Raw genomic sequence first — 26,098 nt, 5'->3', positions numbered from 1 at the left:
GGTCTACGCCCTCGCTACTTGTCCCTCGCCCCTTCGCGGTCATCCCGCCGCGTGCGCGGCCAGCGCGCGCTTCAGCGGCAGGCAGCGGTCGAGCAGGCGCACGCCCAGCGCGCGCGCGGCCACCAGCGGCGGCGCCTGCCAGGCGTAGATGCGCGCCAGCGCGTCGAAGCCGCGCGCGTCCAGCGTGTCGGCGCTGCGCCGGCGGCGCGCGTAGCGGCGCAGCACGTGCCCGGCGGCGATGTCGCGGCCGGCGGCGCGCGCCCCGGCCAGCACGTCGCGCAGCTCGGCCACGTCGCGCAGCCCCAGGTTCACGCCCTGCCCGGCCAGCGGATGCACCGCGTGAGCGGCGTCGCCCAGCAGCACGAAGCGTTCGGCCTGGTAGCGTTCGGCCAATTGCAGCCGGAGCGGGAACGCGGCGCGCTTCGTCGTGCCGACGATGCGGCCGAGGCGGAAGTCGCTCGCCAGCCCGAGCGCGTCGCGGAACGCTTCGTCGGCCAGCGCCAGCACGCGCGCGGCCTCGTCGTCCGGCAGCGACCACACGATCGAGCTGCGCCCGTCGGCCAGCGGCAGGAAGGCCAGCGGCCCACCGGGCAGGAAGCGTTGCCAGGCGGTGCGCCCGTGCGGCCGCTCGGTCGCCACGTGCGCGACCACCGCGCGCTGGCCGTAGTCGCGGCCCGAGGTGGCGATGCCGGCCTGCGCGCGCAGCGGCGAGCCGGCGCCGTCGGCGGCCACCAGCAGCCGCGCGGCGAGCACGGCGCCGTCGGCCAGCTCGATCTGCACGCGGTCCCCGCGCGCCTCGAAGCGCGCCACCTCGGCGGGGCACAGGCGCTGCACGCCCGCGCCTTCCAGCGCCTGCCACAGCCGCCACTGCACCAGGTTGTTCTCGACGATGCAGCCGAGCAGGTCGCGGCCCTCGTCCGCCGCGTCGAAATGGATGGCGGCGCCGCTTTCCGCGTCCCACACGTGCATCTGCGCGTAGGGGCCGGCGCGCGAGTCGCGGATGGACGTCCAGACGCCCAGCCCGTCGAGCAGAGCGATGGACGACGGCGCCAGGCCGACCACGCGCAGGTCCACCTCGTCCTCCGCGCGCCACGGCGCCGGCGCGCGCGCCTCCAGCAGCGCCACGGCGAAGCCCGCGCGCGCCAGCGCCAGCGCGGCGGCGGCGCCGACCATGCCGCCGCCGACCACCGCCGCGTCCAGCGCCGGGCCGCGCCGGCGCGCGGGCTCCTCGCGCGGCGCGCTCACGGCAGCTTCTCCAGCACCGCGCGCGGCGGCGCGCCGCGGAAGCCCATGCCGCGCCGGGCCAGCGCGCGGCGCAACGGCGGCACGCGGTCGAAGGCGAGCAGGGCCAGCGAGCGCAGCGGCGCCAGCAGCGGCTGTTCCAGGCAGGCCAGGCGGACCAGGCCATGGCTCATCGCCATGGTGCCCTCGCGGTCCGGCGCGCGGCGCGCGGCGTAGCGTTCCAGCAGCGCCGCGTCGCCGGGATCGGCGGCGGCGGCGACCAGCTCGGCCAGGGTCAGCGCGTCGCGCAGGCCGAGGTTGAAGCCCTGCGCGCCGACCGGGTGCACGGTCTGCGCGGCGTTGCCCACCAGCACGGCGCGCGGCGCGACCAGCGCGCGCGCCGCCACGCGGCGGATCGGGTAGGCGTGCCGCCGGCCCGGCCGCGACAGCCGGCCCAGCCGCCAGCCGAAGCGCCGCTGCGCCAGCGCGAGGAAGGCCGCGTCGTCCAGCGCCGCCACCGCCCCGGCCTCGTCCGCCGGCACGGTGAGCACCAGCCCGCAGCGGCCTTCCGCCAGCGGCAGCAGCGCCACCGGGCCGCCGTCGGCGAAGCGCTCGTAGGCGCGCCCCTCGTGGGCGCGCTCCGGGGTCACGGTGCAGACGAACAGGCTCTGCGCGTAGTCGTGCACGTCGGCGCCGATGCCAAGGCGCGCGCGCACGAAGGAATCGGTGCCGTCGGCGCCGACCAGCAGCGGCGTCCGCAGCTCGCGCGCGCCCCCGGCCGTGCGGACGCGCGCGCGCCAGCCGCCGGGCAGCGGCTCGATCGCCTCCAGCTGCGCGGGCGCAAGCCGCTGCAGCCGCTTGCAGGCGTCCAGCCGGCGCAGCAGCGCGGCGCCCAGCTCGCGCGCGGGCAGCGTCCAGCCCAGCGCGTCGACGCCCTCCGCGCGCGCGTCCAGCCGCGCGCTGCCGAACTCGCCGGCGCGGCTGACGTGGATGCGGCGGATCGGCGTGGCCTTCGCCGCGGCGTGCGGCCACACGCCGATCGCGGCCAGGCCGTTGACGGTGGCGCGGGCCAGCGCGAGGTTGCGCTCGTCGTGGCTGGGCTGCGCGTCCGCGCGCGGCGCGGCGGCCTCGACCAGGGTGGCGGCCACGCCGGCCGCGTCCAGCGCGATGGCGAGGCTGGCGCCGACCAGGCCGCCGCCGACGACCAGCACGCCGGCGTCGCTCGCGGCCCCTGCGGCGAGGGGGGAATCGGGGGCAGTCATGCGCCGATGATACGCGCTCGCCGCACCGCCGCCGCATGCGCGCGCCGGCGTTGGGCTAAACTGGGCAGCCCGATCCACCGCCAGTTTCCCAGGGAGCCCGTCCATGGCCACCACGCAGACCCAGCGCCTCGGCATCTTCGCCGCCCTCGCCCTGGTGATGGCAGTCACCCGCCTGCACCACTTCGACGCCCTGCCCGACGCCTCGATGGCGGTGTTCTTCCTCGCCGGCTTCTGGCTGCGCGGCAGCGGCCGCTGGGCCTTCCCGCTGCTGATGGCGCTGGCGGTGCTGGTGGACTTCCTCGTCATCACCGGCGCCGGGCTGGATTTCTGGTCGCACTACTGCGTCTCGGCCGCCTACTGGTTCCTGCTGCCCGCCTACGGCGCGCTGTGGCTGGGCGGCAGCTGGCTGGCCAGGCACCAGCTCGGCCTGCGCCTGCCCACGCTGGGCCTGGCCGCGGTGGTGCTGCTGGTCAGCGAGAGCGCGAGCTACCTGGTCTCCAACGGCAGCTTCTACTGGCTGAGCGCCAGCGTGCCGGCGCCGCGCAGCTTCGCCGCCTGGTTCGTCAACCTGGGCGACTGGTACCTGCCGTTCCTGCTGACCACCGCCGAGTACGTCGCGCTGGGCGCCGTGCTGCACGTGGCGACGGCGCTGCTGGCGCGCACGCTGCGCCAGGCCGGCGCGCGCCCGCTGTCGCACTGAGCGGCCGATGGGCAACCGCCTCTCGAAGATCTACACCCGCACCGGCGACGACGGCTCCACCGGCCTGGGCGACGGCTCGCGCGTGCCGAAGGACTCCCCGCGCGTGGCCGCCTACGGCACGGTGGACGAGCTCAACAGCGCGGTCGGCATGGTGCTGGCCAGCGCGGGCGTGCCGGCCGACGTGGCCGAGGCGCTGACCCAGGTGCAGCACGAGCTGTTCGACCTGGGCGGCGAGCTGTGCATCCCCGGCATGGGCATGATCCAGGACGCCGACGTCGAGCGGCTGGAGCGCGTGCTGGACGGCTTCAACGAGCCGCTGCCGCCGCTGAAGGACTTCATCCTGCCCGGCGGCGGCATGGCCGCGGCCTGCTGCCACCTGGCGCGCACCGTGTGCCGCCGCGCCGAGCGCGAGGTGATCGCGCTGGCGCGGGTGGAGGAAGTGCGGCCGCAGGCGCAGCGCTACCTCAACCGGCTGTCCGACCTGCTGTTCGTGCTGTGCCGCGTGCTCGCGCGCGCCAGCGGCCACGGCGAGGTGCTGTGGCAGCACGAGCGGCGCCGCAAGCCGCAGGGCTGAGCGCCCGGCCCGCATGCTGCGGCTGTACACCCACCCCGCCTGCCTCGCGCACGATCCTGGCGAAGGCCACGTCGAGACGCCGGCGCGCCTGCGCGCGGTGCTGCGGGCGCTGGACCGCGACCGCTTCGCCGCCCTCGACCGCGTCGAGGCGCCGCGCGCCACGCCCGAGCAGCTGCGCCGCGTGCACACCGCCGCGCACGTCGAGCGCATCCTCGGCCTCGCCCCGGCCGAAGGCACCGTGCGCCTGGACGAGGACACGCTGATGTCGCCCGGCTCGGCCGAGGCGGCGCTGCGCGCGGCCGGCGCCGCCGTCGCCGCGGTGGACGCGGCGATGGCCGGCCACGGCGTGCGCGCCTTCTGCGCGGTGCGCCCGCCCGGCCACCACGCCACCGCCGACCGCGCGATGGGCTTCTGCCTGTTCAACAACGTGGCGGTGGCCGCCGCGCACGCGATCGCCGCGCACGGGCTGCGGCGCGTGGCGATCGCCGACTTCGACGTGCACCACGGCAACGGCACGCAGGCGATCTTCGAGCGCGAGCCGCGCGTGCTGTTCGTCTCCAGCCACCAGTCGCCGCTGTATCCCGGCACCGGCGGCGAGGACGAGCGCGGCGTGGACAACGTGGTCAACGCGCCGCTGGCGCCGGGCGAGGGCTCCCACGCCTTCCGCGAGCTGTGGGAGGGCGCGCTGCTGCCGCGGCTGCATGCGTTCAGGCCGCAGCTGGTGCTGGTCTCGGCCGGCTTCGACGCGCACCGCGACGACCCGCTGGCCGACCTGCGGCTGAACGGCGAGGACTACGCCTGGATCACCGCGCGGCTGGTCCGGCTCGCCGACGCCCATGCGGACGGGCGGCTGGTCTCCACGCTGGAAGGCGGCTACGACCTCGCCGCGCTGGCCGCCTCGGCGGCGGCGCACGTCGAGGCGCTGATGGGCTGAGGCGCCCGGCCGCGGGGGCTTTCTGCTAGTTTTACCCGCCTTCGCAGCCGGTAGAACGCCCTCGTGACGACTACGCTCTTTCCCCTGCCCTTCCGCCTGCCGTCCCGGCGCCTGCTGGCCGTCGCCACCGCCTTCGCCCTGGCCGCCCCGGCGGCCGCCCTGGCCGGCCAGGACCAGGACGCCCCCGCGCCGGCGGCATCCGCCCCGGCACCGGCGACGTCCGCCGCCAGCCCCGTCTCCACGAACGCCGCGGGCACCGCGGAAAGCTGCCCGCTCGGCGCGTTCCGCTGCCCGCCGCGGCCGGTCAGCTTCGCGATGTGCCGGCCCAACGCGCTGCTGGAGTTCTACGACCCCACCCTGACCAAGGACAGCTCGCTGCGCGACACCGCCGTCACCGACGTCAAGGCGGTGCACGTGGACGGCTCCGAGCAGACGCTCTACCGGCTCACCGACAAGGTGCGCATCGAGCGCGCCGACCAGCTGCTGCAGGCCGACTTCGCCACCTACAACGACCAGACCACCGACTACGACGCGCGCGGCAACGTGCGCTACCAGGACGCCGGCCAGCTGCTGTCGGCCGACCGCATGCGGGGCAACACCAGCGCCAACCGCGGCGTGGCCGAGAACGTGCGCTACCAGCTGCTGCAGTCGCACGGCAACGGCACCGCCGCGCGCGGCGAGGAGTTCGACGCCACGCACAGCCGCTACACCCGGGTCACCTATTCCACCTGCGACGTGGGCCACCACCTGTGGGAAGTGCGCTCGAAGGACCTGAAGATCGACAAGGACACCGGCGTGGGCGCCGCGCGCAGCGCGACCATGCGCTTCGCCGGGGTGCCGTTCCTGTACCTGCCGTACTTCACCTTCCCGATCGACGACCGGCGCAAGAGCGGCTTCCTGTACCCGATGATCGGCCACAACAGCCACACCGGGCTGATGCTGAGCCTGCCCTACTACCTGAACCTGGCGCCCAACTACGACGCCACGCTCGACCCGCGCGTCTACACCTCGCGCGGCGACATGCTGGCCGGCGAGTTCCGCTACCTGTTCCCGGGCACCACCGGCCAGCTCAACTTCGAGTACCTGCCCAACGACCGCGGCACCTTCCGCGAGGGCGACCCGGCGGTGCAGAACACCAAGGGCGACGACCGCTGGCTGCTCAAGTTCGCCGACACCACCCGCCTGTGGGGGCCGTGGTCGCTCAGCGCCAGCGTCAACCGCGCCTCCGACAAGAACTACCTGCACGACTTCGGCAACGACCTGTACACCTCCTCGGTCAGCATGCTCACCTCCAGCACCTACGTGCGCGGCGGCGGCACCTGGTGGAACGCCTCGCTGGGCGTGGACAGCTACCAGAACGTGGACCCCTACCTGCCCGACAGCGTGGAGCAGTACAAGCGCTGGCCGCGCGCCACCTTCGGCATGGACGTGCCGCTGACGCGCTGGCTGGAGTTCGGCATGGACACCGAGGCGGTGGCCTTCCGCAAGGACGACAACGTGGAAGGCGAGCGCGCCGACCTGTACCCCTACCTGGCCGCCGACTTCCGCGGCGCGGCCTGGTTCGTGCGGCCCAAGCTGGCCTACCGCTACACCGCCTACCAGCTCGACGGCGACTACCAGCGCTACGGCTACTACGGCCCGGCCGCTGGCGCCTCCCCGTTCAACGACCGCACGCCCAGCCGCTCGCTGCCGATCGCCAGCCTGGACACCGGGCTGGTGTTCGACCGCGGCACCTCGCTGTTCGGCAAGGCCTACACGCAGACCCTGGAGCCGCGGCTGTACTACCTGTACGTGCCGTACCGCAACCAGGACAACCTGCCGCTGTTCGACAGCCGCATCATGTCGTTCGACTACTGGCAGCTGTTCTCGCCGAACCGCTTCTCCGGCGCCGACCGCCAGATGGACGCCAACAACCTCACCACCGCGCTGACCACCCGCCTGCTCGACGACAACGGCGTGGAGCGGCTGTCCGCCAGCATCGGCCAGATCCACTACTTCAGCCCGCAGAAGGTGCAGCTGACCGGCCAGCAGCCCACCGACTGGTCGCACTCCAACTACGTGGTCCAGCTGGACCTGCAGCTCGACGACCGCTGGCGCCTGGGCAGCTCCTACCAGTGGGACCCCAACACCCGCCAGTCCGACCTGGGCGTGCTGGAGCTGCAGCGGCGGATCGGCGCCGACGGCATCGTCAACTTCTCCTACCGCTACCGCCGCGGCCAGCTGGAACAATACGACGCTTCCACGGTCTATCCGATCTCCGAACGCTGGCGCGCCGTGGCGCGCTGGACCTATTCGGAGAAGGACCGCCGCACGGTGGAGGCGCTGGCCGGCGTGGAGTACGAGAGCTGCTGCGTCGCCGTGCGGGTGGTCGGCCGCCACTACGTGGACAGCTACAACTACACCGTGAGCCAGGCGCATACCAACAACGCGGTGATGTTCGAGCTGGTGTTCAAGGGCCTGGGCGCCTTCAACGGCCAGGTCGAGGACACCCTGCGCCGTGGTATCCTCGGATATCAATAACTTCCCTTGCCGCCCGCGTCGGGCGGCCGAAGGTACAAGACCGATGAAGCAACCCCTCGCGCTGATCCTGCTGGCGATGGCCGCGACCGCCGCCCTGCCCGCCCAAGCCCAGCTGTTGCCGCAGGCCGCGGGCGCGTCCGAGCGCTCGCTGGACCGCATCGTGGCGGTGGTCAACGACGACGTGATCCTGCAGAGCGAGCTGGACGACGCCGTGCGCTCGATCCAGCAGCAGTACGCCAGCAACCCCGGCCAGCTGCCGCCGATGGACGTGCTGCGCCGCCAGGTGCTCGACCGCCTGGTGCTGATGCGCCTGCAGGTGCAGAAGGCCGACGAGCAGGGCATCCGCGTCGCCGACGCCGACGTCGACCAGGCCGTGGCCGGCGTGGCGCAGCAGAACCAGATGTCGCCGGACCAGCTGCGCGCCGCGGTGGAGCAGCAGGGCGGCTCGTTCGCCGCCTTCCGCGCCCAGCTCGCCGACCAGCTCGTGGTGCAGCGCCTGCACGACAGCGTGGTGCGCGACTCGGTGAGCATCACCGACAGCGAGATCAACAACCTGCTGGCCAGCCCCACCTACAAGGCCGGCGAGGTGCACCTGGCGCACATCCAGGTCAGCATCCCCGCCGGCGGCGGCGCCGCCGACATCCAGGCCGCGCAGGCCAAGGCCGAGCAGGCGCTCAACGCGATCAAGGGCGGCATGGACTTCAACGCCGCGGCGATCCGCTACTCCGACGCGCAGGACGCCCTCGACGGCGGCGACCTGGGCTGGCGCCGGCTGGACGAGATCCCGCCGGCCTTCGCCGACACCGTCGCCGCGATGAAGCCGGGCGACGTCACCCCGGCGCTGCGCGGCCCCACCGGCTTCCACATCCTCAAGCTGGTCGGCCAGCGCCAGCCGGACCGCCAGGTGGTCACCGAGTTCCACGCGCGGCAGATCCTGATCAAGCCCAGCGAGCTGGTCACTCCCGCGCAGGCCGAGCAGCAGGCGCGCGACCTGTACAACCGCATCGTCAACAAGCACGAGGACTTCGCCAAGCTGGCGAAGGACTACTCCAAGGACCCGACCACCGCCAACGCCGGCGGCGACATGGGCTGGTTCGCCCAGAACGACTGGGGCTCGGTGATCGCCCAGCAGGTCGGCCAGCTCAAGGAAGGCCAGGTCTCGCAGCCGTTCCAGACCGAGGCCGGCTGGCACATCCTGCAGCTGGAGGGCACCCGCCAGCAGGACCGCACCGAGGACATCGAGCGCAACCAGGCGCGCCAGGCGATCGGCAACCGCAAGGCCGAGCAGGCCTACGACGACTTCCTGCGCCAGCTCCGCGCCGACGCCTACGTCGACATCCTGGTGCCCGAGCTGCGCGAGCCCGGCAACGCGGGCAAGTCCTCCTGAGGCCCGCTTGGACGCCGCGCTGCCCCGGCTCGCCGTCACCGCGGGGGAGCCGGCGGGCGTCGGCCCCGAGCTGCTGATCCGCCTGGCCGCCGGCCCGCTGGCGGCCGACCTGGTGGCGATCACCGACCGCGACCTGCTGCGCCGCGCCGCCGCGCGCTGCGGCGCCGCCGTCGCCTTGTCCGACGACGACGGCGCGCGCGTCCGCGCGCGCGCGCCGGGCGCGCTGCGCGTGCATCACGTGCCGCTCGGCGCGGAGGAACGGCCCGGCCATCCCGACCCGCGCAACGCCGCCCACGTGCTCGCCACCCTCGCCGAGGCCGCCGACGGCTGCCTGGCCGGCCGCTACGACGCGGTGGTCACCGCGCCGCTGCAGAAGTCCTCGATCAACGAGGCCGGCATCCGCTTCAGCGGCCACACCGAGTTCTTCGCCGCGCGCGCGCGCGCCGGGGTGGTGATGATGCTGGCCAGCCCCGAGCTGCGCGTGGCGCTGGCCACCACCCACCTGCCGCTGGCCGCGGTGCCGGCGGCGATCACCGCCGCGTCGCTGGAGCGCACGCTGCGCATCGTGCACGCGGAGCTCGGGGCCAAGTTCGGCCTGGCGCGGCCGCGCATCGCCGTGCTCGGCCTCAACCCGCATGCCGGCGAGGGCGGCCACCTGGGGCGGGAGGAGATCGACACCATCGTCCCACTGCTGGACCGGCTGCGCGCCGAGGGCATGCAGCTGCTCGGCCCGCTGCCCGCCGACACCGCCTTCGTGCCCGCGCAGCGCGCGCGCTACGACGCGGTGCTGGCGATGTACCACGACCAGGCGCTGCCGGTGCTCAAGAGCGAGGCCTTCGACCGCACCGTCAACCTCACCCTGGGCCTGCCCTTCGTCCGCACCTCGGTCGACCACGGCACCGCGCTGGACCTGGCCGGCACGGGGCGCGCCGATCCGTCCAGCATGCTGGCTGCGGCGAGGCTGGCGCTGGAGCTGGCCGCGCGTGCCCCAGGGGCGAGGGACGAGTAGCGAGGGCGCGGACCCGACTACTCGTGCAGGCCACCCATGCCGCGACAGGCTCACGCACGAACACCATCCACGACACCCGGCGCACCTGCGCCCTCGCTACTTGCCCCTCATCCCTCGTTCTTCCACCGCCCCCATCCGGCCGCCCCCCCATGGACCATCCCGCCCGCCCCAAGAAAAGCTTCGGCCAGCACTTCCTGCACGAGCAGCGCTACATCGAGCGCATCGTCGCCGCGATCGCGCCGCGCGCCGGCGACTTCGTGGTCGAGATCGGCCCCGGCGAGGGCGCGCTCACCCTGCCGCTGCTCGCCGCCGCCGGCCGGCTCACCGCGATCGAGCTGGACACCGACCTGATCCCGGACCTCAAGGCGCGCGCCGCCGCCGTGGGCGAGCTGGCGGTGATCCACGCCGACGTGCTCAAGGTGGACTTCACCGCGCTGGCGCACCGCCACGGCGCGGAGCGCCTGCGCCTGGCCGGCAACCTGCCCTACTACATCTCCAGCCCGATCCTGTTCCATTGCGTCGAGCACGCCGCGGCGATCGAGGACATGCACTTCATGCTGCAGAAGGAGGTGGTCGACCGCATGGCCGCCGAGCCGGGCAGCAAGGTCTACGGCCGGCTCTCGGTGATGCTGCAGCTGGCCTGCCGCGTCGAGCCGCTGTTCACCGTGCCGCCGGGCGCGTTCCGCCCGCCGCCGAAGGTGGACTCGGCGGCGGTGCGGCTGGTGCCGCTGGCCGCCCACGAGCGCCACGGCGCCGACCCGCAGCGCGTGCACGCCCTCGTGAAGGCGGCCTTTGCGCAGCGGCGCAAGACGCTCGCCAACGGGCTGAAGGGCCTGCTCGACGCCGAGGCGATCGCGCGCGCCGGCGTCGACCCCAGGGCGCGCGCCGAAACGCTCTCGCCGCTGGACTTCGTCCGCCTGGCCGAACTCGAGGCCGGCGCGCCGGGCGACTGAACGCCGTGCGCCCCAGCCGCGGCGGCAGGCCTTACAATCCGCCCATGAACGACAAGTCCTCCTACACGATCGACGTGCAGGTCGAGACGCGCTTCGTCCCCGACCAATCGAAGCCCGACGACAACCGCTATGTGTTCGCCTACACCGTGACCCTGCGCAACGCGGGCGCGGTGCCCGCGCGCCTGCTCACGCGGCACTGGATCATCACCGACGCCAACGGCAAGGTGGAGGAAGTGCGCGGCGACGGCGTGGTCGGCGAGCAGCCGTGGATGCGCCCCGGCGACGACTACCAGTACACCTCCGGCGCGGTGCTGGAGACCGCGGTGGGCACCATGCGCGGCAGCTACCAGATGCTGGCCGACGACGGCACGCGCTTCGAGGCGCCGATCCCGCCGTTCACCCTGTCGATCCCGCGAACCCTGCACTGATGGCCACCTATGCGATCGGCGACGTGCAGGGTTGCCTTCCCGAACTCCAGCGCCTGCTCGACAAGCTGCGCTTCGATCCCGCGCAGGACCGCCTGTGGTTCTGCGGCGACCTGGTCAACCGCGGCGGGCAGTCGCTGGAGACGCTCAGGCTGATCCACGCGCTGCGCGACCACGTCGTCGTCACCCTGGGCAACCACGACCTCAGCCTGCTCGCCATCGCCGAGCGCCGGCCCGACGCGCAGGCCAAGGTGAACCCCGAGCTGCGCGCGGTGCTGTTCGCCGACGACGCCCCCCCGCTGCTGGACTGGCTGCGCGGGCAGAAGCTGCTGCACCACGACGAGGCGCTGGGCTGGACCATGGTGCACGCCGGGCTGGCGCCCTCGTGGACGCTGCGCCAGGCGCAGCGCGTCGCGCAGGACGTCGAGCGCGAGCTGGCCGGGCCGCACCACGCGAGGCTGCTGAAGAACCTGTTCGGCAACCGCCCCGCCGGCTGGTCGAACCGCCTGCAGGGCATCGAGCGCCAGCGCGCTGCGATCAACACGCTGACCCGCATGCGCTACTGCGACGTCAACGGCCGCATCGACTTCGAGAGCAAGGGCATCCCCGGCACGCAGAAGCCGGGCATGTATCCCTGGTTCGAGGTGCCGGGCATGCGCCGCCGCGAGACGCGCATCGTCTGCGGCCACTGGTCGGCGCTGGGCCGCTTCGCGGGCCTGGGCGTCTACGCCATCGACACCGGCTGCGTGTGGGGCGGCCAGCTCACCGCGCTGCGGCTGGATGCCGAGGAGCCGCAGTACGTCGCGGTGGACGCCGAGCCGCACCGCACGCGGCCGCCCGGCGGCGGCGATTGAGCCGAAGAGGGATGAGGGGCGAGTAGCGAGGGCGCAAAAAGCGCGGCGCCCCGAGTGGCCGCCTGCGCGAGGAATGCCTGCCGCATCGCCAACGGCGCCGCGCAGGGCAGCGAGAGCCCCCGGCCGAAGCGCGCCCTCGCTACCCGCTACTCGCCCCAGGCTGGCCCCGCCCCGTCAGCTCAGCTGGCCGTGGCAGTGCTTGTACTTCTTGCCCGACCCGCACGGGCAGGGATCGTTGCGGCCGATCTTCAGCAGGCCCTCGCGCGGGACCGGCCGCGGCGCCTGCATGGCGCCGGCGGCGAGCGCCTCGGCGTCCGCGTCGAGCGCGCCGGTCGGCGCGCCGCCGCCGCTGGCCAGCATCTGCTGCTGCAGGCGCTGGGCCAGGCGCTGCTGCTCGGCCTCCATCGCGGCGACCTCCTCCTCGCTGCGGATGCGGATGCGCGCCAGCATCTGCACCACCTCCAGCTTGATCCGCTCCAGCATCGCCGAGAACAGCTCGAAGGACTCGCGCTTGAACTCCTGCTTGGGCTGCTTCTGCGCGTAGCCGCGCAGGTAGATGCCCTGGCGCAGGTAGTCCATGCTGGCCAGGTGCTCCTTCCAGGCGTTGTCGAGCACGCTCAGCATCACGTGCTTCTCCAGCTGGCGCATGGTCTCGGCGCCGACCTGCGCCTCCTTGCCCTGGAACAGCTGGCGCATGCCCTCGCGCACGTGCGCGAGAATCGCCGCGTCGTCCAGCTCGTGCTGCTGCTCGACCCAGTGCCTGAGGTCCAGCGCCAGGCCGAACTCGCTCTCCAGCTCGCGGTCGAGGCCGGGGATGTCCCACTGCTCGTCGATGCTGTGCGGCGGCACGTAGCGGCGCACCACCTGCTCGACCACGTCGTCGCGGATGTCGGCGATCGCCTCGGCGATGTCCTCGCCCTCCAGCAGCTCGTCGCGCTGGGCGTAGATCACCTTGCGCTGGTCGTTGGCGACGTCGTCGAACTCCAGCAGGTGCTTGCGGATGTCGAAGTTGTGCTGCTCGACCTTGCGCTGCGCCTTCTCGATCTGCCGGCTGATCATGCGATCCTCCAGCGCGTCGTGCTCCTTCATGCCGAACATGCGCATCCAGCGGCCGACCCAGTCGCCGGCGAAGATGCGCAGCAGGTTGTCCTCCAGCGACAGGTAGAAGCGCGAGGAGCCCGGGTCGCCCTGGCGGCCGGAACGGCCGCGCAGCTGGTTGTCGATGCGGCGGGACTCGTGCCGCTCGGTGCCGATGATGTGCAGGCCGCCGGCGGCCACCACCTGCTCGTGGCGCTTCTTCCAATCGGCCTTGACGCGGGCGCGGTCGGTCTCGCTGGCGTCCTCCGGCAGCGCGGCCAGCGCCGCCTCCAGGCTGCCGCCCAGCACGATGTCGGTGCCGCGGCCGGCCATGTTGGTGGCGATGGTCACCGCGCCCGGCGCGCCGGCCTGCGCCACGATGTGCGCCTCGCGCTCGTGCTGCTTGGCGTTGAGCACCTCGTGCGGGATCCTGTGCGCCTTGAGCAGGCCCGACAGCAGCTCGGACACCTCGATCGAGGTGGTGCCCACCAGCACCGGCTGGCCGCGCTTGTGGCAGTCCTTGATGTCGTCGATCACCGCGTCGTACTTGGCCTTCTGGCCGAGGAAGACCATGTCCGGGTTGTCCTTGCGGATCATCGGCTTGTGGGTGGGGATCACCACCACCTCCAGGCCGTAGATCTGCTGGAACTCGTAGGCTTCCGTGTCCGCCGTGCCGGTCATGCCGGCCAGCTTCTTGTACATGCGGAACAGGTTCTGGAAGGTGATCGTGGCCAGCGTCTGGTTCTCGCGCTGGATCGGCACGCCCTCCTTCGCCTCCACCGCCTGGTGCAGGCCGTCGGACCAGCGCCGGCCCGGCAGCGTGCGGCCGGTGAACTCGTCGACGATGATCACCTCGCCGTCGCGCACGATGTAGTCCACGTCGCGGTGGTAGATCGCGTGCGCGCGCAGCGCGGCGTTGAGGTGGTGCACCACCGCCAGGTTCTTGGAGTCGTACAGGCCGCTGTCCGGCTCGATCACGCCGGCCTGGTGCAGCAGCTCATCGGCGTGCGACATGCCCTCCTCGGACAGGTGCACCTGCTTCTGCTTCTCGTCGACCCAGTAGTCGCCGGGACCGTCCTCCTGCTCCTGGCGGACCATGCGCGGCACGATCTTGTTCACCGCCAGGTACAGCTGCGGCGAGTCCTCGGCCGGGCCGGAGATGATCAGCGGCGTGCGCGCCTCGTCGATCAGGATCGAGTCCACCTCGTCGACGATGGCGTAGTGGAGGCCGCGCTGGTAGCGCTGCTCCTTGCTGAGCGCCATGTTGTCGCGCAGGTAGTCGAAGCCGAACTCGTTGTTGGTGCCGTAGGTGATGTCGGCGGCGTAGGCGGCGTGCTTGTCGGCGTGGTCCATGCCCGGGTACACCACGCCCACCGACAGGCCCAGGAAGTTGTACAGCTTGCCCATCTGCGCGGCGTCGCGGCGGGCCAGGTAGTCGTTCACGGTGACCACGTGCACGCCCTTGCCTTCCAGCGCGTTGAGGTACACCGGCAGCGTGGCCACCAGGGTCTTGCCCTCGCCGGTGCGCATCTCGGCGATCTTGCCCATGTGCAGCACCATGCCGCCGATCAGCTGCACGTCGTAGTGGCGCAGGCCGAGCGCGCGCTTGGACGCCTCGCGCACCACGGCGAAGGCCTCCGGCAGCAGCTTGTCCAGCGGCTCGCCCGCGGCGACGCGCTGCCTGTACTCGTCGGTCTTGCCGCGCAGGGCGTCGTCGCTGAGCTTCTCGAACTCGGGTTCCAGCGCGTTGATGCGCGCGACGGTCTTGGAGAGCTGGCGCAGCACGCGCTCGTTGCGGCTGCCAAACAGGCTCGTCAGGGCACGATTGAGCATCGGTGTTCCGGATTGGGGAAACGGGGCGCCGCGCCCGGGCGCGGCCAAACGGGCATGGTACTACACCCGGCCCGGACTCCCCGGATGGCGGCGCGGCGGGGCCGATTCAAGAGTCCCGCGGCCGGGCCGCGGCCCGGCGGTCAGCGGTGGCTGCGCACGTAGGCCAGCGGGTTCACCACGCGGCCCCCGTACCAGACCTCGAAATGCACGTGCGGGCCGGTGGAGCGGCCGGTGGAGCCCACCCTGGCGATGGCGTCGCCGATGTGCACGCGCTGGCCCGGATGCACCAGCAGGGCGCTGTTGTGCGCGTAGCGGGTCATGTAGCCGTTGCCGTGGTCGATCTCCACCACGTTGCCGTAGCCGCTGCGCACGCCGGCGTAGGTGACCATGCCCTCGGCCACCGCATGCACCTGCATGCCCGCGTCGGCGGCGATGTCGATGCCGGTGTGGCGGGCGCTGTGCCCGCTGAACGGGTCCGGCCGGCCGCCGAAGTAGGAGGAGATGTAGCCCTGCACCGGCATCCCGGTGGGCTTGAGGCCGGACTCGATCTTGGCGTCCAGCAGCAGGCTCTGCAGCGCGCTCAGCTGGGCCTGCTGGGCGTCGAACTGGCGGGCGAGCTGGTCGATGCCCGCCTCCAGCGACTGCGGCAGCGTGTAGGCGGTGCTGTCGGCGGTGTCCTCGACGCCGCCGACCGGCGGGTCGCGGTCGAAGTTGAACTCGCTCTCGTCGAGCTTGCCGGCCTGGACCAGGCGCTCGCCGAGCGCGTTGAGGCGGGTCGACTGCGACTGCAGCTGGCCGAGCTTCATCGCCAGGGCGTCGAGGCTGCGCTGCGCGTCCTGCTTCACCGCCGCCAGCTGCGCGTCCTGCTGGCGCACCTGGCGCTTCAGCTCGCCGATCTCGGCCAGCGCGCGGTCGCGCGGGCTGGCCACGGTCAGCGCCAGCGCCGCACCCAGGCCCGCGCAGCCCAGGACGGCCGCCGCCAGCATCGCGCCGACCCGCCAGCGCATGCGCCGGCTGGCCAGGTCCAGCGTTCGTGGCACCGTCTTGGTGCGGGAGACGAGTATGATTTGCATGCCTGCTCAACTTCGAAGATGCCGGCCCATGCAGCGCGCCGATCCACCCGCCCCTCGCCGCACCGCCCCGGGCCCCAGGCCCTTGGGCGAATGCGGCTCCTTCGCCTCGCTGGCCCGGAAGGCCGGCGAGCGGGATGCGTTGGACCGCGCCCTGCGCCAGACGCTGCCGACGCCGCTGCGCGAGCAGGTGCAATTCGCCGACCTGCGCAACGACCGCCTCGTCTTCCTGGCTTCCTCACCGGCCTGGGCGTCGCGCCTGCGCCTGCTGCAGGCGCAGATTCTCGCCACCGCGCGCGCCCTCGGCGCACGCGCCAGTTCGGTCACCGTGAAAGTGGTCCCCCGGCCGCCGGCGGCAACGTCGCCGGAACGGCCCAAACCGCTTTCGCCTGCCGCGGCCATCCATCTCAAAGCCGCCGCAGCTTCAGTCACAGACCCCGAGATGCGGGCACTGTTCCTTCAGCTGGCGTCCCTCGCCGAAACTGCTGATTCCCCCTGATGCCGAGGACGCGGATGGGCGGCATCCGGTCCTGCCGGCGGCATGGGCCTCACTGCCCCCGGCGCGCCGGCGAGTGTTTATAGCACGTGAAGGTTAAGGGAAAGTTGGGCCTTTCCCCGGGGCGTGCGGCAAGTCCGGCCGGGGCGTGATGTCGTCCGCAAATTGCTCGCGCCGTCTCCGCACCGGGCCTGTCCGGTTGGACGGACCGGCCTGCCGGGCAGGCCATCGCCCGGCCTGCCGCGGCCCCAAAGCAAAGCGGCCGCATCCCGGAGGATGCGGCCGCCAAGCCGTCGTCGCAGCGGGCGCGGCGCGTCAGATCGCCTGGGCCGGATGCGCGTAGGAAATCGGCGCCGTGGCCGGGTCGTCCTGGTAGCTGACCTCTTCCCACGCGGTGGCGTCGGCCATCAGCGTGCGCAGCAGCTTGTTGTTGAGCTCGTGGCCGGACTTGTGCGCGTAGTAGGCGCCGACCAGGCTGTGGCCGAGCAGGTAGAGGTCGCCGATGGCGTCGAGGATCTTGTGCTTGACGAACTCGTCCTCGTAGCGCAGGCCGTCCTCGTTCAGCACGCGGTAGTCGTCCAGCACCACGGCGTTGTCCATCGAGCCGCCCAGCGCCAGGTTGTGCTCGCGCAGCATCTCGATGTCGCGCATGAAGCCGAAGGTGCGTGCGCGGCTGACTTCCTTCACGAACGAGGTGGTGGAGAAGTCGATCTCCGCCTGCGAGGTGCGCTTGGAGATGATCGGGTGGTTGAACTCGATCGAGAAGCCGACCTTGAAGCCCTCGAACGGCTCGAAGCGGGCCCACTTGTCGCCGTCCTGCACCTTCACCGGCTTCTTGATGCGGATGAAGCGCTTGGCCGCGTTCTGCTCCTCGATGCCCGCCGACTGCAGCAGGAACACGAAGGGGCCGGCGCTGCCGTCCATGATCGGCACCTCCGGCGCGGACAGGTCGACGTAGGCGTTGTCGATCCCTAGGCCGGCCATCGCCGAGAGCAGGTGCTCGACCGTGGAGACGCGCACGTCGCCGTTGACGAGGGTGGTGGACAGGCGCGTGTCGCCGACGTTGTCGGGCCGCGCGTGGATCTCCACCGGCGGGTTGAGGTCGGTGCGGCGGAACACGATGCCGGTGTTCGGCGCCGCCGGACGCAGCGTCATGTAGACCTTGTCACCGGTGTGCAAGCCCACGCCGGTCGCCCGGATGATGTTCTTGAGCGTACGCTGCTTGATCATTTCGGTAGGTACTCGTTGAGAGGCAGCAGCCAACAGGGGACGGATGCTAACACAGTCTTAACCTGAGAAAAAAGCAAACCGTACCGTACAGTCTGTCCACGCTTTCATGTTTCCTTCATCCGTGAAGGGCGTCACATCTCACGAACAAGCCCTTTTCCATCAATTGCTTGCAAGAAAACACCCCCGCCGCCGGGACGGGAAGCCGGCGCGGGGGGAGCCTTTCCGGCTGGCGTTCCTGCCAGCCGGTCGCGTGGCCGGAAGCCCGGCACGCAGCCTGCCATGGGCCGATCGACGACCGCCCCGGCCGGGCCTTGCGGGCCCGACCGCACCGGCGTGTCCTCACACTGACACGCCGACCGGGCGATTCGTTCAATCGGTTTTTACACTTTTCACCTTCCGCCGGACGGCGCCGCTCAGTCGGCCTGGCGGCGCAGGAAGGCCGGGATGTCCAGGTAGTCCAGGTTCGGGTCGACCGGCTTGGCGCCGCCGTCGCCGCGCGCGGTGCTGGCCACCACCTCCGGCTGGGCGTAATCCACCACCTCGTTGCCGGTGCCGGTGCGCAGCACCACCGGACGCGGGCGCTGGCGCATCTCCACCTGCTGGGTGGCGACCGGACGCACCGGCTGGCGGCCGGCGGCGCGGTTGAGGCCGGTGGCCACCACGGTGACGCGCACGTCGTCCTGCATCTCCGGGTCGAGCGAGGTGCCGATCACCACGGTGGCGTCCTCGCTGGCGAAGTCGTGGATCACCCGGCCGATCTCGTCGAACTCGCGCATGGTGAGGTTGGGGCCGGCGGTGACGTTGACCAGGATGCCGCAGGCGCCGTTGAGGTTGACGTCCTCCAGCAGCGGGTTGTTGATCGCCGCCTCGGCCGCGGCCTGCGCGCGGTCGTCGCCGCGGGCGGTGCCCGAGCCCATCATCGCCATGCCCATCTCGCTCATCACCGTGCGCACGTCGGCGAAGTCGACGTTGATCAGGCCCGGCGCGGTGATCAGGTCGGCGATGCCCTGCACCGCGCCCTGCAGCACGTCGTTGGCGGCCTTGAAGGCGTTGAGCAGGGTGACCTCGCGGCCGAGCACGGACAGCAGCTTCTCGTTCGGCACGGTGATCAGCGAGTCCACGTGCTGGGACAGGTCCTCGATGCCCTTCAGCGCCACCTGCATGCGCCGGCGCCCCTCGAACGGGAACGGCTTGGTGACCACCGCCACGGTGAGGATGCCCTTCTCCTTGGCCAGCTGCGCCACCACCGGCGCCGCGCCGGTGCCGGTGCCGCCGCCCATGCCGGCGGTGATGAACACCATGTCGGCGCCGTCGAGCACCTCCTCGATGCGCTCGCGGTCCTCCAGCGCGGCCTGGCGGCCGACCTCGGGGTTCGCGCCCGCGCCCAGGCCCTTGGTGACGTTGGCGCCCAGCTGCAGGTGGGTGGTGCGCCCGGCGCAGCTCTTCATCGCCTGCGCGTCGGTGTTGGCGACGACGAACTCGACGCCCTCGATGTTGGCGTTGAGCATGTGCGCCACGGCGTTGCCGCCGCCGCCGCCCACGCCGATGACCTTGATGACCGCGTTTGGTGCCAGTTTTTCGATCAGTTCGAACATTTCCCGTCCTCCGTAGAGCGCTACGTTGTCGTTGTATCCCCGGGCGCGGCTCCTGCCGGACCGGGGCGGTGGGCGAACCTCCATTCGCCCGTGGCGGCGCTCCCTGCCGCCGGAAGCCTTGCGGCCTGGAACGGGGTCCGCGCCCCGTCCCGGCCTAGAAATTCCGGGTGACCCAGTTGCGCAGCTTGCCGACCAGCCCGCCCACGCTGCCGCCGGCCGGGCCGCTCACGCGCATGCCGCCGGCGCGCGCGCCGTGCAGCAGCAGGCCCACGCCGGTGGAGTGCAGCGGGTTGGCGACCACCTCGCCCAGGCCGGTGACGTGCTGCGGCACGCCGACGCGCACCATCTTGTGGAAGATCTCCTCGGCCAGCTCCAGCGCGCCTTCCATCCGCGCGGCGCCGCCGGTGAGCACCACGCCGGCCGCCACCAGGCTCTCGTAGCCGGAGCGGCGCAGCTCGTCCTGCACCATCTCGAAGATCTCCTCGTAGCGCGCCTGCACGCTCTGCGCGAGCGACTGGCGGGCCAGCCGGCGCGGCGGGCGGTCGCCCACGCTGGGCACCTGGATGGTCTCCTCCGCGTGCGCCAGCTGGGCCAGCGCGCAGGCGTACTTGATCTTGATCTCCTCGGCGTGCGCGGTCGGCGTGTGCACGCCGTAGGCGATGTCGTTGGTGACCTGGTCGCCGCCCACCGGCAGCGACTTGGTGTAGCGGATCGCGCCCTGGGTGTAGATGGCGATGTCGGTGGTGCCGGCGCCGATGTCGACCAGGCACACGCCCAGCTCGCGCTCGTCGTCGGTGAGCACCGACTTGCTGCTGGCCACCGCCGAGGGCACCAGCTCGTCCACCGACAGCCCGCAGCGCTGGATGCACTTGGTGATGTTCTGCACCGCCGCCGCGGCGCCGGTGACCAGGTGCACGCTGGCCTCCAGGCGCACGCCGCTCATGCCCACCGGCGAGCGGATGCCGTCCTGGCCGTCGATGCGGTACTCCTGCGACTCCTTGTAGAGCACCTTGCGGTCGGCCGGGATCGCCACCGCGCTGGCCGCCTCCAGCACCTGCTCCAAATCGCCGGGGGTGACCTCGCGGTCGCGGATCGCCGCGGTGCCGTGCGAGTTCTTGGTCTCCAGGTGGCTGCCGGAGATCGAGGCGTACACCGAGCGGATGTCGCAGCCGGCCATCAGCTCGGCCTCCTCCACCGCGCGCTGGATCGAGTGCACGGTGGACTCGATGTCCACCACCGAGCCGCGCTTCATGCCGCGCGAGACGTGCGAGCCCAGCCCGATCACCTCGATCGGCTCGCCCGGCTCGTACTCGCCCACGATCGCCGTCACCTTGGAGGTGCCGATGTCCAGGCCGACCACGAGTTGCTTGTCGTTGCGGGTCTTCATGTGCGGGGCGTGCCTCCGGAGGGTGCGGCGGCCGGCGCCTGCGGCGGCCACCGCACGGCGAAACCGTTGGTGTAGCGAAGGTCGGCGTAGAGGAAGTTGTCCGCGTGGCCGGCCATCAGCTGCGGGTAGACGTCGAGGAAGCGGCGCAGCCGGCGGCCGGCCTGCTCGCGGTCGCCGAGCACGATCTGCGCGCCGTCGGCGGTGGCCAGGCTCCAGCTGCCGCGCTCGGTGAGCGCCACGCCGGTGATCCTCAGGCGGGTGCCGGCGAAGGCCTTCTGCGCCTCGGCGTAGAAGCTCACCACCTCGGCCAGGCGCGCGTCGGGGCCGCGCAGCGCCGGCAGGCCGGCGGCCTCGGCGTCCTGCGGGGCGTCGAACACCTGGCCCTGGCGGCTGATCAGCTGCTTGTCGTTCCAGCGCGCGAACGGCTGGCGCTCGTACACGCGCAGGATCAGCGTGTCCGGCCAGCGCTTGCGCGCCTCCACCGACTCCACCCACGGCAGCGCGGCGACCGCCTTCTGCACGGCATCCAGGTCCAGCGCGAAGAAGCCCCGGCCCAGCCGCGGCAGGATCGCGGCGCGGATCTGCTCGGCGCCGACGTGCTTGAACTCGGCCTGCACGGTGAGCCGGGTCACCGGCCAGCGGTTGGCGGCGAACCAGCCGCGCAGCACGCCGACCACCGGCAGCGCGACCAGCGCGATCGCCAGGCACCAGGCGAGGAGGCGGATGGCGCCCCTCATGGACCGTCTCCTGCGGAGCCGGTCCGGGAACCGGGAACGGGGAACGGGGAACGGGCAGTATCCGGCGGATGGGGGGTTCCGGACCCGGACGAGCCGACCGGAGCGCGGCCTGCGACGTCATGGAAACCGCCCGTTCCCCGTTCGCCGTTCCCCGCTCCCTGCTCCTTGAAACTCGTCTCCAGCACCCGCCAGCACAGCGTGGCGTAGTCGATGCCGGCCGCCGCCGCGGCCTTGGGCACCAGCGAGTGCGAGGTCATGCCCGGCGCGGTGTTCACCTCCAGCAGCCAGTTGCGGCCCTGGCGGTCGCGCATCACGTCCACGCGGCCCCAGCCGGAGCAGCCCAGCGCGTCGAACGCGGCCAGCGCGAGGCGGCGGATCTCCTGCTCGGCCTCGCCCTGCAGGCCCGGGCAGAGGTACTGGGTGTCCTCGGCGACGTACTTGGCGTCGTAGTCGTAGAACGCGCCCTTGGGCACGATGTGGATGGACGGCAGCACCTGGCGGCCGAGGATGCCGACGGTGAGCTCGTCGCCCTCGATCAGCGTCTCCATCAGCAGGTCGCCCGGGTACCTCGCCGCCAGCTCGACCGCGCTGTCCAGCCGCGCCTCCTCGAACACGCGGGTGACGCCCACGCTGGAGCCCTCGCAGGCGGGCTTGACGATCAGCGGGTAGCCGACCTCGCGCGCCGCCGCGTGCACCGCGGCGGCGTCCGCGCCGCGCGGCAGCGCCGCGAACCCGGGCGTGGGCAGGCCCATCGACTGCCACACGCGCTTGGCGCGCACCTTGTCCATCGACAGCGCCGAGCCGAGCACGCCCGAGCCGGTGTAGGGCACGTTGAGCGATTCCAGCGCGCCCTGCAGCACGCCGTCCTCGCCGCCGCCGTGCTGGCCGTGCAGGATGTTGAACACGCGCGCGAAGTGGCCGGCGCGCAGCGCGTCGAGCAGCGCCGGGATGCCGTCGATGGCGTGCGCGTCCACGCCGCGCGAGCGCAGCGCCGCCAGCACGTTGCGGCCGGAGTCCAGCGACACCTCGCGCTCGGCGGAGCTGCCGCCCATCACCACCGCGACGCGGCCGAACTGTGCCGGATCGGTAATCGTCTTGCTCATGCCTTGCCCGTCTTCAGTTGGCCGGCCTGCGCCAGCTCCACCGCCGCCGCGCCGATGTCGCCGGCGCCGAGCAGCAGCAGCAGGTCGCCGTCGCGCAGCAGCGCCGGCAGGGTGTCCTTGAACTCGCGCGGGTGCTCGACCAGCACCGGGTCGACCTTGCCGCGCGCGCGCACCGCGCGCGCCAGCGCGCGGCCGTCGGCGCCGGCGATCGGCGCCTCGCCGGCCGGGTAGACGTCGGTGAGCACCAGCACGTCGGCCTCGGCCAGCACGTTGGCGAAGTCGTCCATCAGGTCGCGCGTGCGGCTGTAGCGGTGCGGCTGGAAGGCCACCACCAGCCGGCGCTCCGGCCAGCCGCCGCGCGCGGCGGCGAACACCGCGGCCAGCTCGCGCGGATGGTGGCCGTAGTCGTCCACCAGCAGCACGCTGCCCTGGTCCAGCGCCAGCTCGCCGCGGCGGTGGAAGCGCCGGCCCACGCCCTGGAAGCTGGCCAGCGCGCGGGCGATCGCCACCGGCTCCACGCCGAGCTGCCAGCCGATGCTGGCGGCGGCCAGCGCGTTGAGCACGTTGTGCCGGCCCGGCAGGTTGAGTTCCACCGGCAGCGCGCTGTCGCGGCCCGGCAGGTGCAGGTCGAAGTGCATGCGGAAGCCGTGCTGCTCGATGCGGCTGGCGCGCACGTCGGCGTCGGCCGCGTCGATGCCGTAGGTCGTCACGCGGCGCGTGGTGTCCCTGGCCAGCTCCGCCACCTCGGGGTCGTCCACGCACAGCACGGCCAGGCCGTAGAACGGCAGGCGGTGCAGGAAGTCGGCGAAGGCCTTCTTCACCTCGGCGAAGTCGCCGTGGTAGTTCTCCAGGTGGTCGGCGTCGATGTTGGTGATCGCGGCGATCACCGGCGACAGCAGCAGGAAGGAGCCGTCCGACTCGTCCGCCTCGGCCACCAGGTACTGGCCGGTGCCCAGCCGCGCGTTGGCGCCGGCGGCGTTGAGCTGGCCGCCGATCACGAAGGTGGGGTCGTAGCCGGCCTCGGCCAGCACGCTGGCGACCAGGCTGGTGGTGGTGGTCTTGCCGTGCGTGCCGGCGATGGCGATGCCGCGGCGGAAGCGCATCAGCTCGCCCAGCATCTCCGCGCGCGGGATCACCGGGATGCGCGCGGCGCGGGCGGCGACCAGCTCCGGGTTGTCCTGGCGGATCGCGCTGGAGGTCACCACCACGTCGGCGTCGCCCACGTGCCCGGCCGCGTGGCCCACGTGCACGGCGATGCCGAGCTTGGCCAGCCGCTGCGCGGTGGGCGAGTTGGCCTTGTCCGAGCCGGACACGGTGTAGCCCAGGTTGTGCAGCACCTCGGCGATGCCGCTCATGCCGACGCCGCCGATGCCGATGAAGTGCACGCGGCGGAAGGTGCTCATGAGGTCCTCGTGCGCGAGCAGGCGGCGCGGCGTCATGCGGCCACCTCCAGGCAGGCGCGCGCGATCGCCTGCGCGGCGTCGGGCTTGGCCAGCGCGCGCGCGGCCTCGGCCATCGCGCGCAGGCGCGCGCGGTCGTGCAGCAGCGCGTCGAGGCGCTGCGCGAGTTGCTGTAGGTCCAAATCGCGTTCCTGGATCAGTTCGGCGGCGCCGGCGGCGACCAGCGCCTCGGCGTTGCGGGTCTGGTGGTCGTCCACCGCGTGCGGGAAGGGCACGAGCACCGCGCCGAGCCCGGCGGCGGTGAGCTCGGCGAGGGTCAGCGCGCCGGCGCGGCACACCGCGAGGTCGGCCCAGGCGTAGGTGCCGGCCATGTCCTCGACGAAGGGCACCACCTGCGCCTCGACGCCGGCCTGTGTATAGGCCGCGCGCGCCTCGTCGAGGCCGCGCTGGCCGCACTGGTGCAGCACCTCCGGGCGGCGCTCCGGCGGCAGCAGCGCCAGCGCCTTCGGCAGCGCGAGGTTGAGCGCGCGCGCGCCCAGGCTGCCGCCCAGCACCAGCAGGCGCGGCCGGCCCGCGCGGCCGGCGAGGCGCTGCGCGGGCGCGGGCAGCGCGGCGATCGCCGCGCGCACCGGGTTGCCCACCCACTCGGCGCCGGGCAGCGCGTCGGCGAAGCCGGCCAGCACGCGGCGCGCGTGGTGGGCCAGCTTGCGGTTGGTGAAGCCGGCCACGCGGTTCTGCTCGTGCACCAGCAGCGGCACGCCGGTGAGGCGCGCGGCCACGCCGCCGGGACCGGCCACGTAGCCGCCCATCGACAGCACGCTGCGCGGCCTGAGCCGGCGCAGCACGCCGAGCGAGGCGGCGAGCGAACGCGCCAGCATCAGCGGCGCCAGCAGCCGCGTCTTCAGGCCCTTGCCGCGCAGGCCGCCGACCGCCACGGTGTGCAGCTCGATGCCGTGCGCCGGCACCACGCGCGTCTCCATGCCGCCGGCCGCGCCCAGCCAGGCCACCGGCACGCCCTGCGCGCGCAGCGTCTCGGCCACGGCCAGGCCGGGAAAGATGTGGCCGCCGGTGCCGCCGGCCATGATCAGCACGGGCCGCTGGCCGCTCATGCCGCCGCTCCTTCGCGCAGGGCCGCGCCCGGCACCGCCAGCGCCGGCACGCGGGTGGCCATCTGGCGCGCGTCGAGCGCGCGGTTGATCTCGAAGGTGGCGCGCAGCAGCACGCCGGCCATCGCGCAGGTGAGCAGCACCGAGGAGCCGCCCGAGCTGATCAGCGGCAGGGTCAGGCCCTTGGTCGGCAGCGCGCCGAGGTTCACCCCGATCGACACCATCGCCTGCAGGCCCAGCATCAGCGAGATGCCGAAGGCCACGTAGCCGGCGAAGCGCTGGCCCAGCTCCACGCCCTTCAGGCCCAGGTACAGCCCGCGCCCCACCGCCAGCGCGAACAGGCCGATCACCAGCGCGATGCCGGCCAGGCCCAGCTCCTCGCCGATCACCGCGAGGATGAAGTCGGTGTGCGCCTCGGGCAGGTAGGACAGCTTGAGCACGCTCGAGCCCAGCCCCACCCCGGTCCACTCGCCGCGGCCGATCGCCATCAGCGACTGGGTGAGCTGGAAGCCGTCGTTGAACGGGTCCTTCCACGGGTCCATGAACGAGGTCAGCCGCTTCATGCGGTAGCTCTCGCTGGTCGCCGCGACCACCAGCGCCGGCATCAGCGGCAGGCCCATCAGGAACAGGTAGAGCGGCCGCGCGCCGCCCAGCCAGACCATGCCGATGGTGACCGCGATCACCAGCGTGGCCGAGCCGAAGTCCGGCTGCAGCAGCAGCAGCACGACGATCGCGCCGGCCACGATGATCGGCCGCAGCAGGCCCCAGAACTTGGTCTCCACGCTCTCGCGGTGGCGCACCAGGAAGCTCGCCACGTACATCACCAGGATCAGCTTCATCGCCTCCACCGGCTGGAAGCTCAGCACGATCAGGTTGAGCCAGCGCCGCGCGCCGTTGATGCGCATGCCCACGTGCGGCACGAACACCGCCAGCAGCAGCAGGCCGCCGAGCAGCAGCAGCGGCAGCGAGTACTTCTCCAGCAGCTTCAGCTCGGTGCGCATCGCCGCGCCGGCCAGCACCAGGCCCAGGCCGAGGTAGAACAGGTGCTTCTTGAGGTAGTAGAGCGCGCCGACGTGCTGGCTGTCGGCCACCGCGATCGAGCTGGAGGCCACCATCACCACGCCGAGGCCGGCCAGGCCGACCAGCGCGACCAGCAGCGGCAGGTCGAAGCTGCCGCGCGGGCCGTGCCGCTTGATCGCCTGGCTGGAACCGAAGCCGAACATCG

21 protein-coding genes and 1 pseudogene are annotated in these 26,098 nt (G+C 72.6%); 10 read left to right on the top strand and 12 right to left on the bottom strand.

The genetic code is table 11. The features are described 5' to 3' along the window. Positions 1-39 precede the first annotated feature (39 nt). Positions 40-1,245 (bottom strand): UbiH/UbiF/VisC/COQ6 family ubiquinone biosynthesis hydroxylase, encoded by a 1,206-nt coding sequence (locus C7456_RS07870; protein WP_109723200.1) that lies wholly within the window; start codon positions 1,243-1,245, stop codon positions 40-42. Next, complete coding sequence (ubiH, locus tag C7456_RS07865; RefSeq protein WP_109723199.1) at positions 1,242-2,483, bottom strand: 2-octaprenyl-6-methoxyphenyl hydroxylase; 1,242 nt, start codon at positions 2,481-2,483, stop codon at positions 1,242-1,244. Before ubiH ends, C7456_RS07870 begins: the two co-directional genes overlap by 4 nt. A gap of 103 nt (positions 2,484-2,586) precedes the next feature. Here ubiH and C7456_RS07860 point away from each other — a divergent pair, with 103 nt between their 5' ends. The 9 genes from C7456_RS07860 (at position 2,587) to C7456_RS07820 (ending at position 11,839) form a co-directional block, all read left to right on the top strand. Beyond that, a complete protein-coding gene (locus C7456_RS07860) occupies positions 2,587-3,183 on the top strand; it encodes a hypothetical protein (RefSeq protein ID WP_109723198.1) in 597 nt (198 codons plus the stop codon). Positions 3,184-3,190: 7 nt separating this feature from the next. After that, entirely contained in the window at positions 3,191-3,757 is a 567-nt protein-coding gene (locus tag C7456_RS07855; protein ID WP_109723197.1) for a cob(I)yrinic acid a,c-diamide adenosyltransferase, read from the top strand. Between the two features lie 16 nt (positions 3,758-3,773). Further along, on the top strand, positions 3,774-4,691 hold the full coding sequence (locus C7456_RS07850; RefSeq protein WP_211306295.1) for a histone deacetylase family protein: 918 nt from the start codon (positions 3,774-3,776) through the stop codon (positions 4,689-4,691). Between the two features lie 63 nt (positions 4,692-4,754). Further along, the gene (locus C7456_RS07845) at positions 4,755-7,211 is read left to right on the top strand and encodes an LPS-assembly protein LptD (RefSeq protein WP_245889802.1); all 2,457 of its coding nucleotides are present in this window, start codon (positions 4,755-4,757) and stop codon (positions 7,209-7,211) included. 43 nt (positions 7,212-7,254) lie between these two features. Further along, on the top strand, positions 7,255-8,598 hold the full coding sequence (locus tag C7456_RS07840) for a peptidylprolyl isomerase (protein ID WP_109723195.1): 1,344 nt from the start codon (positions 7,255-7,257) through the stop codon (positions 8,596-8,598). A 7-nt stretch (positions 8,599-8,605) separates the two neighbouring features. Continuing rightward, positions 8,606-9,607, top strand: coding sequence for a 4-hydroxythreonine-4-phosphate dehydrogenase PdxA (gene pdxA, locus C7456_RS07835; protein WP_109723194.1), 1,002 nt, complete (start codon positions 8,606-8,608; stop codon positions 9,605-9,607). 149 nt (positions 9,608-9,756) lie between these two features. Then, a complete protein-coding gene (rsmA, locus tag C7456_RS07830) occupies positions 9,757-10,560 on the top strand; it encodes a 16S rRNA (adenine(1518)-N(6)/adenine(1519)-N(6))-dimethyltransferase RsmA (RefSeq protein WP_109723193.1) in 804 nt (267 codons plus the stop codon). 44 nt (positions 10,561-10,604) lie between these two features. Beyond that, a complete protein-coding gene (gene apaG, locus C7456_RS07825) occupies positions 10,605-10,988 on the top strand; it encodes a Co2+/Mg2+ efflux protein ApaG (protein WP_109723192.1) in 384 nt (127 codons plus the stop codon). Beyond that, positions 10,988-11,839: a symmetrical bis(5'-nucleosyl)-tetraphosphatase gene (locus C7456_RS07820; RefSeq protein WP_109723191.1), complete on the top strand. Its 852-nt coding sequence runs from the start codon at positions 10,988-10,990 to the stop codon at positions 11,837-11,839. The genes apaG and C7456_RS07820 overlap by 1 nt, the downstream gene beginning before the upstream one ends. Positions 11,840-12,013: 174 nt before the next feature. Here C7456_RS07820 and secA read toward each other — a convergent pair whose 3' ends face one another. Together secA and C7456_RS07810 are read right to left on the bottom strand one after the other, a co-directional pair. After that, positions 12,014-14,749 (bottom strand): preprotein translocase subunit SecA, encoded by a 2,736-nt coding sequence (gene secA / locus C7456_RS07815; protein WP_109723190.1) that lies wholly within the window; start codon positions 14,747-14,749, stop codon positions 12,014-12,016. 140 nt (positions 14,750-14,889) lie between these two features. Beyond that, positions 14,890-15,822, bottom strand: coding sequence for a M23 family metallopeptidase (locus tag C7456_RS07810; RefSeq protein WP_109723189.1), 933 nt, complete (start codon positions 15,820-15,822; stop codon positions 14,890-14,892). A 28-nt stretch (positions 15,823-15,850) separates the two neighbouring features. On the opposite strand from C7456_RS07810, the gene C7456_RS07805 reads away from it, so the two are divergent. Then, positions 15,851-16,318 (top strand): DciA family protein, encoded by a 468-nt coding sequence (locus C7456_RS07805; protein WP_109723188.1) that lies wholly within the window; start codon positions 15,851-15,853, stop codon positions 16,316-16,318. A 312-nt stretch (positions 16,319-16,630) separates the two neighbouring features. On the opposite strand, the gene lpxC is transcribed toward C7456_RS07805, so the two are convergent. From lpxC to ftsW, 8 genes and pseudogenes are all read right to left on the bottom strand, one after another. Beyond that, positions 16,631-17,545, bottom strand: a complete 915-nt coding sequence (lpxC, locus tag C7456_RS07800) for a UDP-3-O-acyl-N-acetylglucosamine deacetylase (protein ID WP_109723187.1) — start codon at positions 17,543-17,545, stop codon at positions 16,631-16,633. A 413-nt stretch (positions 17,546-17,958) separates the two neighbouring features. Further along, positions 17,959-19,140, bottom strand: a complete 1,182-nt coding sequence (gene ftsZ / locus C7456_RS07795; RefSeq protein WP_109723186.1) for a cell division protein FtsZ — start codon at positions 19,138-19,140, stop codon at positions 17,959-17,961. A gap of 154 nt (positions 19,141-19,294) precedes the next feature. Beyond that, entirely contained in the window at positions 19,295-20,527 is a 1,233-nt protein-coding gene (ftsA, locus tag C7456_RS07790) for a cell division protein FtsA (protein ID WP_109723330.1), read from the bottom strand. Next, positions 20,524-21,264, bottom strand: a complete 741-nt coding sequence (locus C7456_RS07785) for a cell division protein FtsQ/DivIB (protein WP_109723185.1) — start codon at positions 21,262-21,264, stop codon at positions 20,524-20,526. Before C7456_RS07785 ends, ftsA begins: the two co-directional genes overlap by 4 nt. Positions 21,265-21,425: 161 nt before the next feature. Further along, positions 21,426-22,367: pseudogene (locus C7456_RS07780) on the bottom strand (D-alanine--D-alanine ligase); the annotation flags it as partial. Next, positions 22,364-23,806 (bottom strand): UDP-N-acetylmuramate--L-alanine ligase, encoded by a 1,443-nt coding sequence (gene murC / locus C7456_RS07775; protein WP_109723184.1) that lies wholly within the window; start codon positions 23,804-23,806, stop codon positions 22,364-22,366. The pseudogene C7456_RS07780 and the gene murC, both read right to left, overlap by 4 nt. Next, positions 23,803-24,876, bottom strand: coding sequence for an undecaprenyldiphospho-muramoylpentapeptide beta-N-acetylglucosaminyltransferase (gene murG, locus C7456_RS07770; RefSeq protein ID WP_109723183.1), 1,074 nt, complete (start codon positions 24,874-24,876; stop codon positions 23,803-23,805). The genes murC and murG overlap by 4 nt, the downstream gene beginning before the upstream one ends. Further along, on the bottom strand, positions 24,873-26,096 hold the full coding sequence (gene ftsW, locus C7456_RS07765; protein WP_109723182.1) for a putative lipid II flippase FtsW: 1,224 nt from the start codon (positions 26,094-26,096) through the stop codon (positions 24,873-24,875). The genes murG and ftsW overlap by 4 nt, the downstream gene beginning before the upstream one ends. Positions 26,097-26,098: the final 2 nt, after the last annotated feature.

The sequence above is a fragment of the Fulvimonas soli genome, from assembly GCF_003148905.1.
GTDB classification, from domain to species: Bacteria; Pseudomonadota; Gammaproteobacteria; order Xanthomonadales; family Rhodanobacteraceae; genus Fulvimonas; species Fulvimonas soli.
This window is presented reverse-complemented; position numbering and strand designations above follow the sequence as displayed.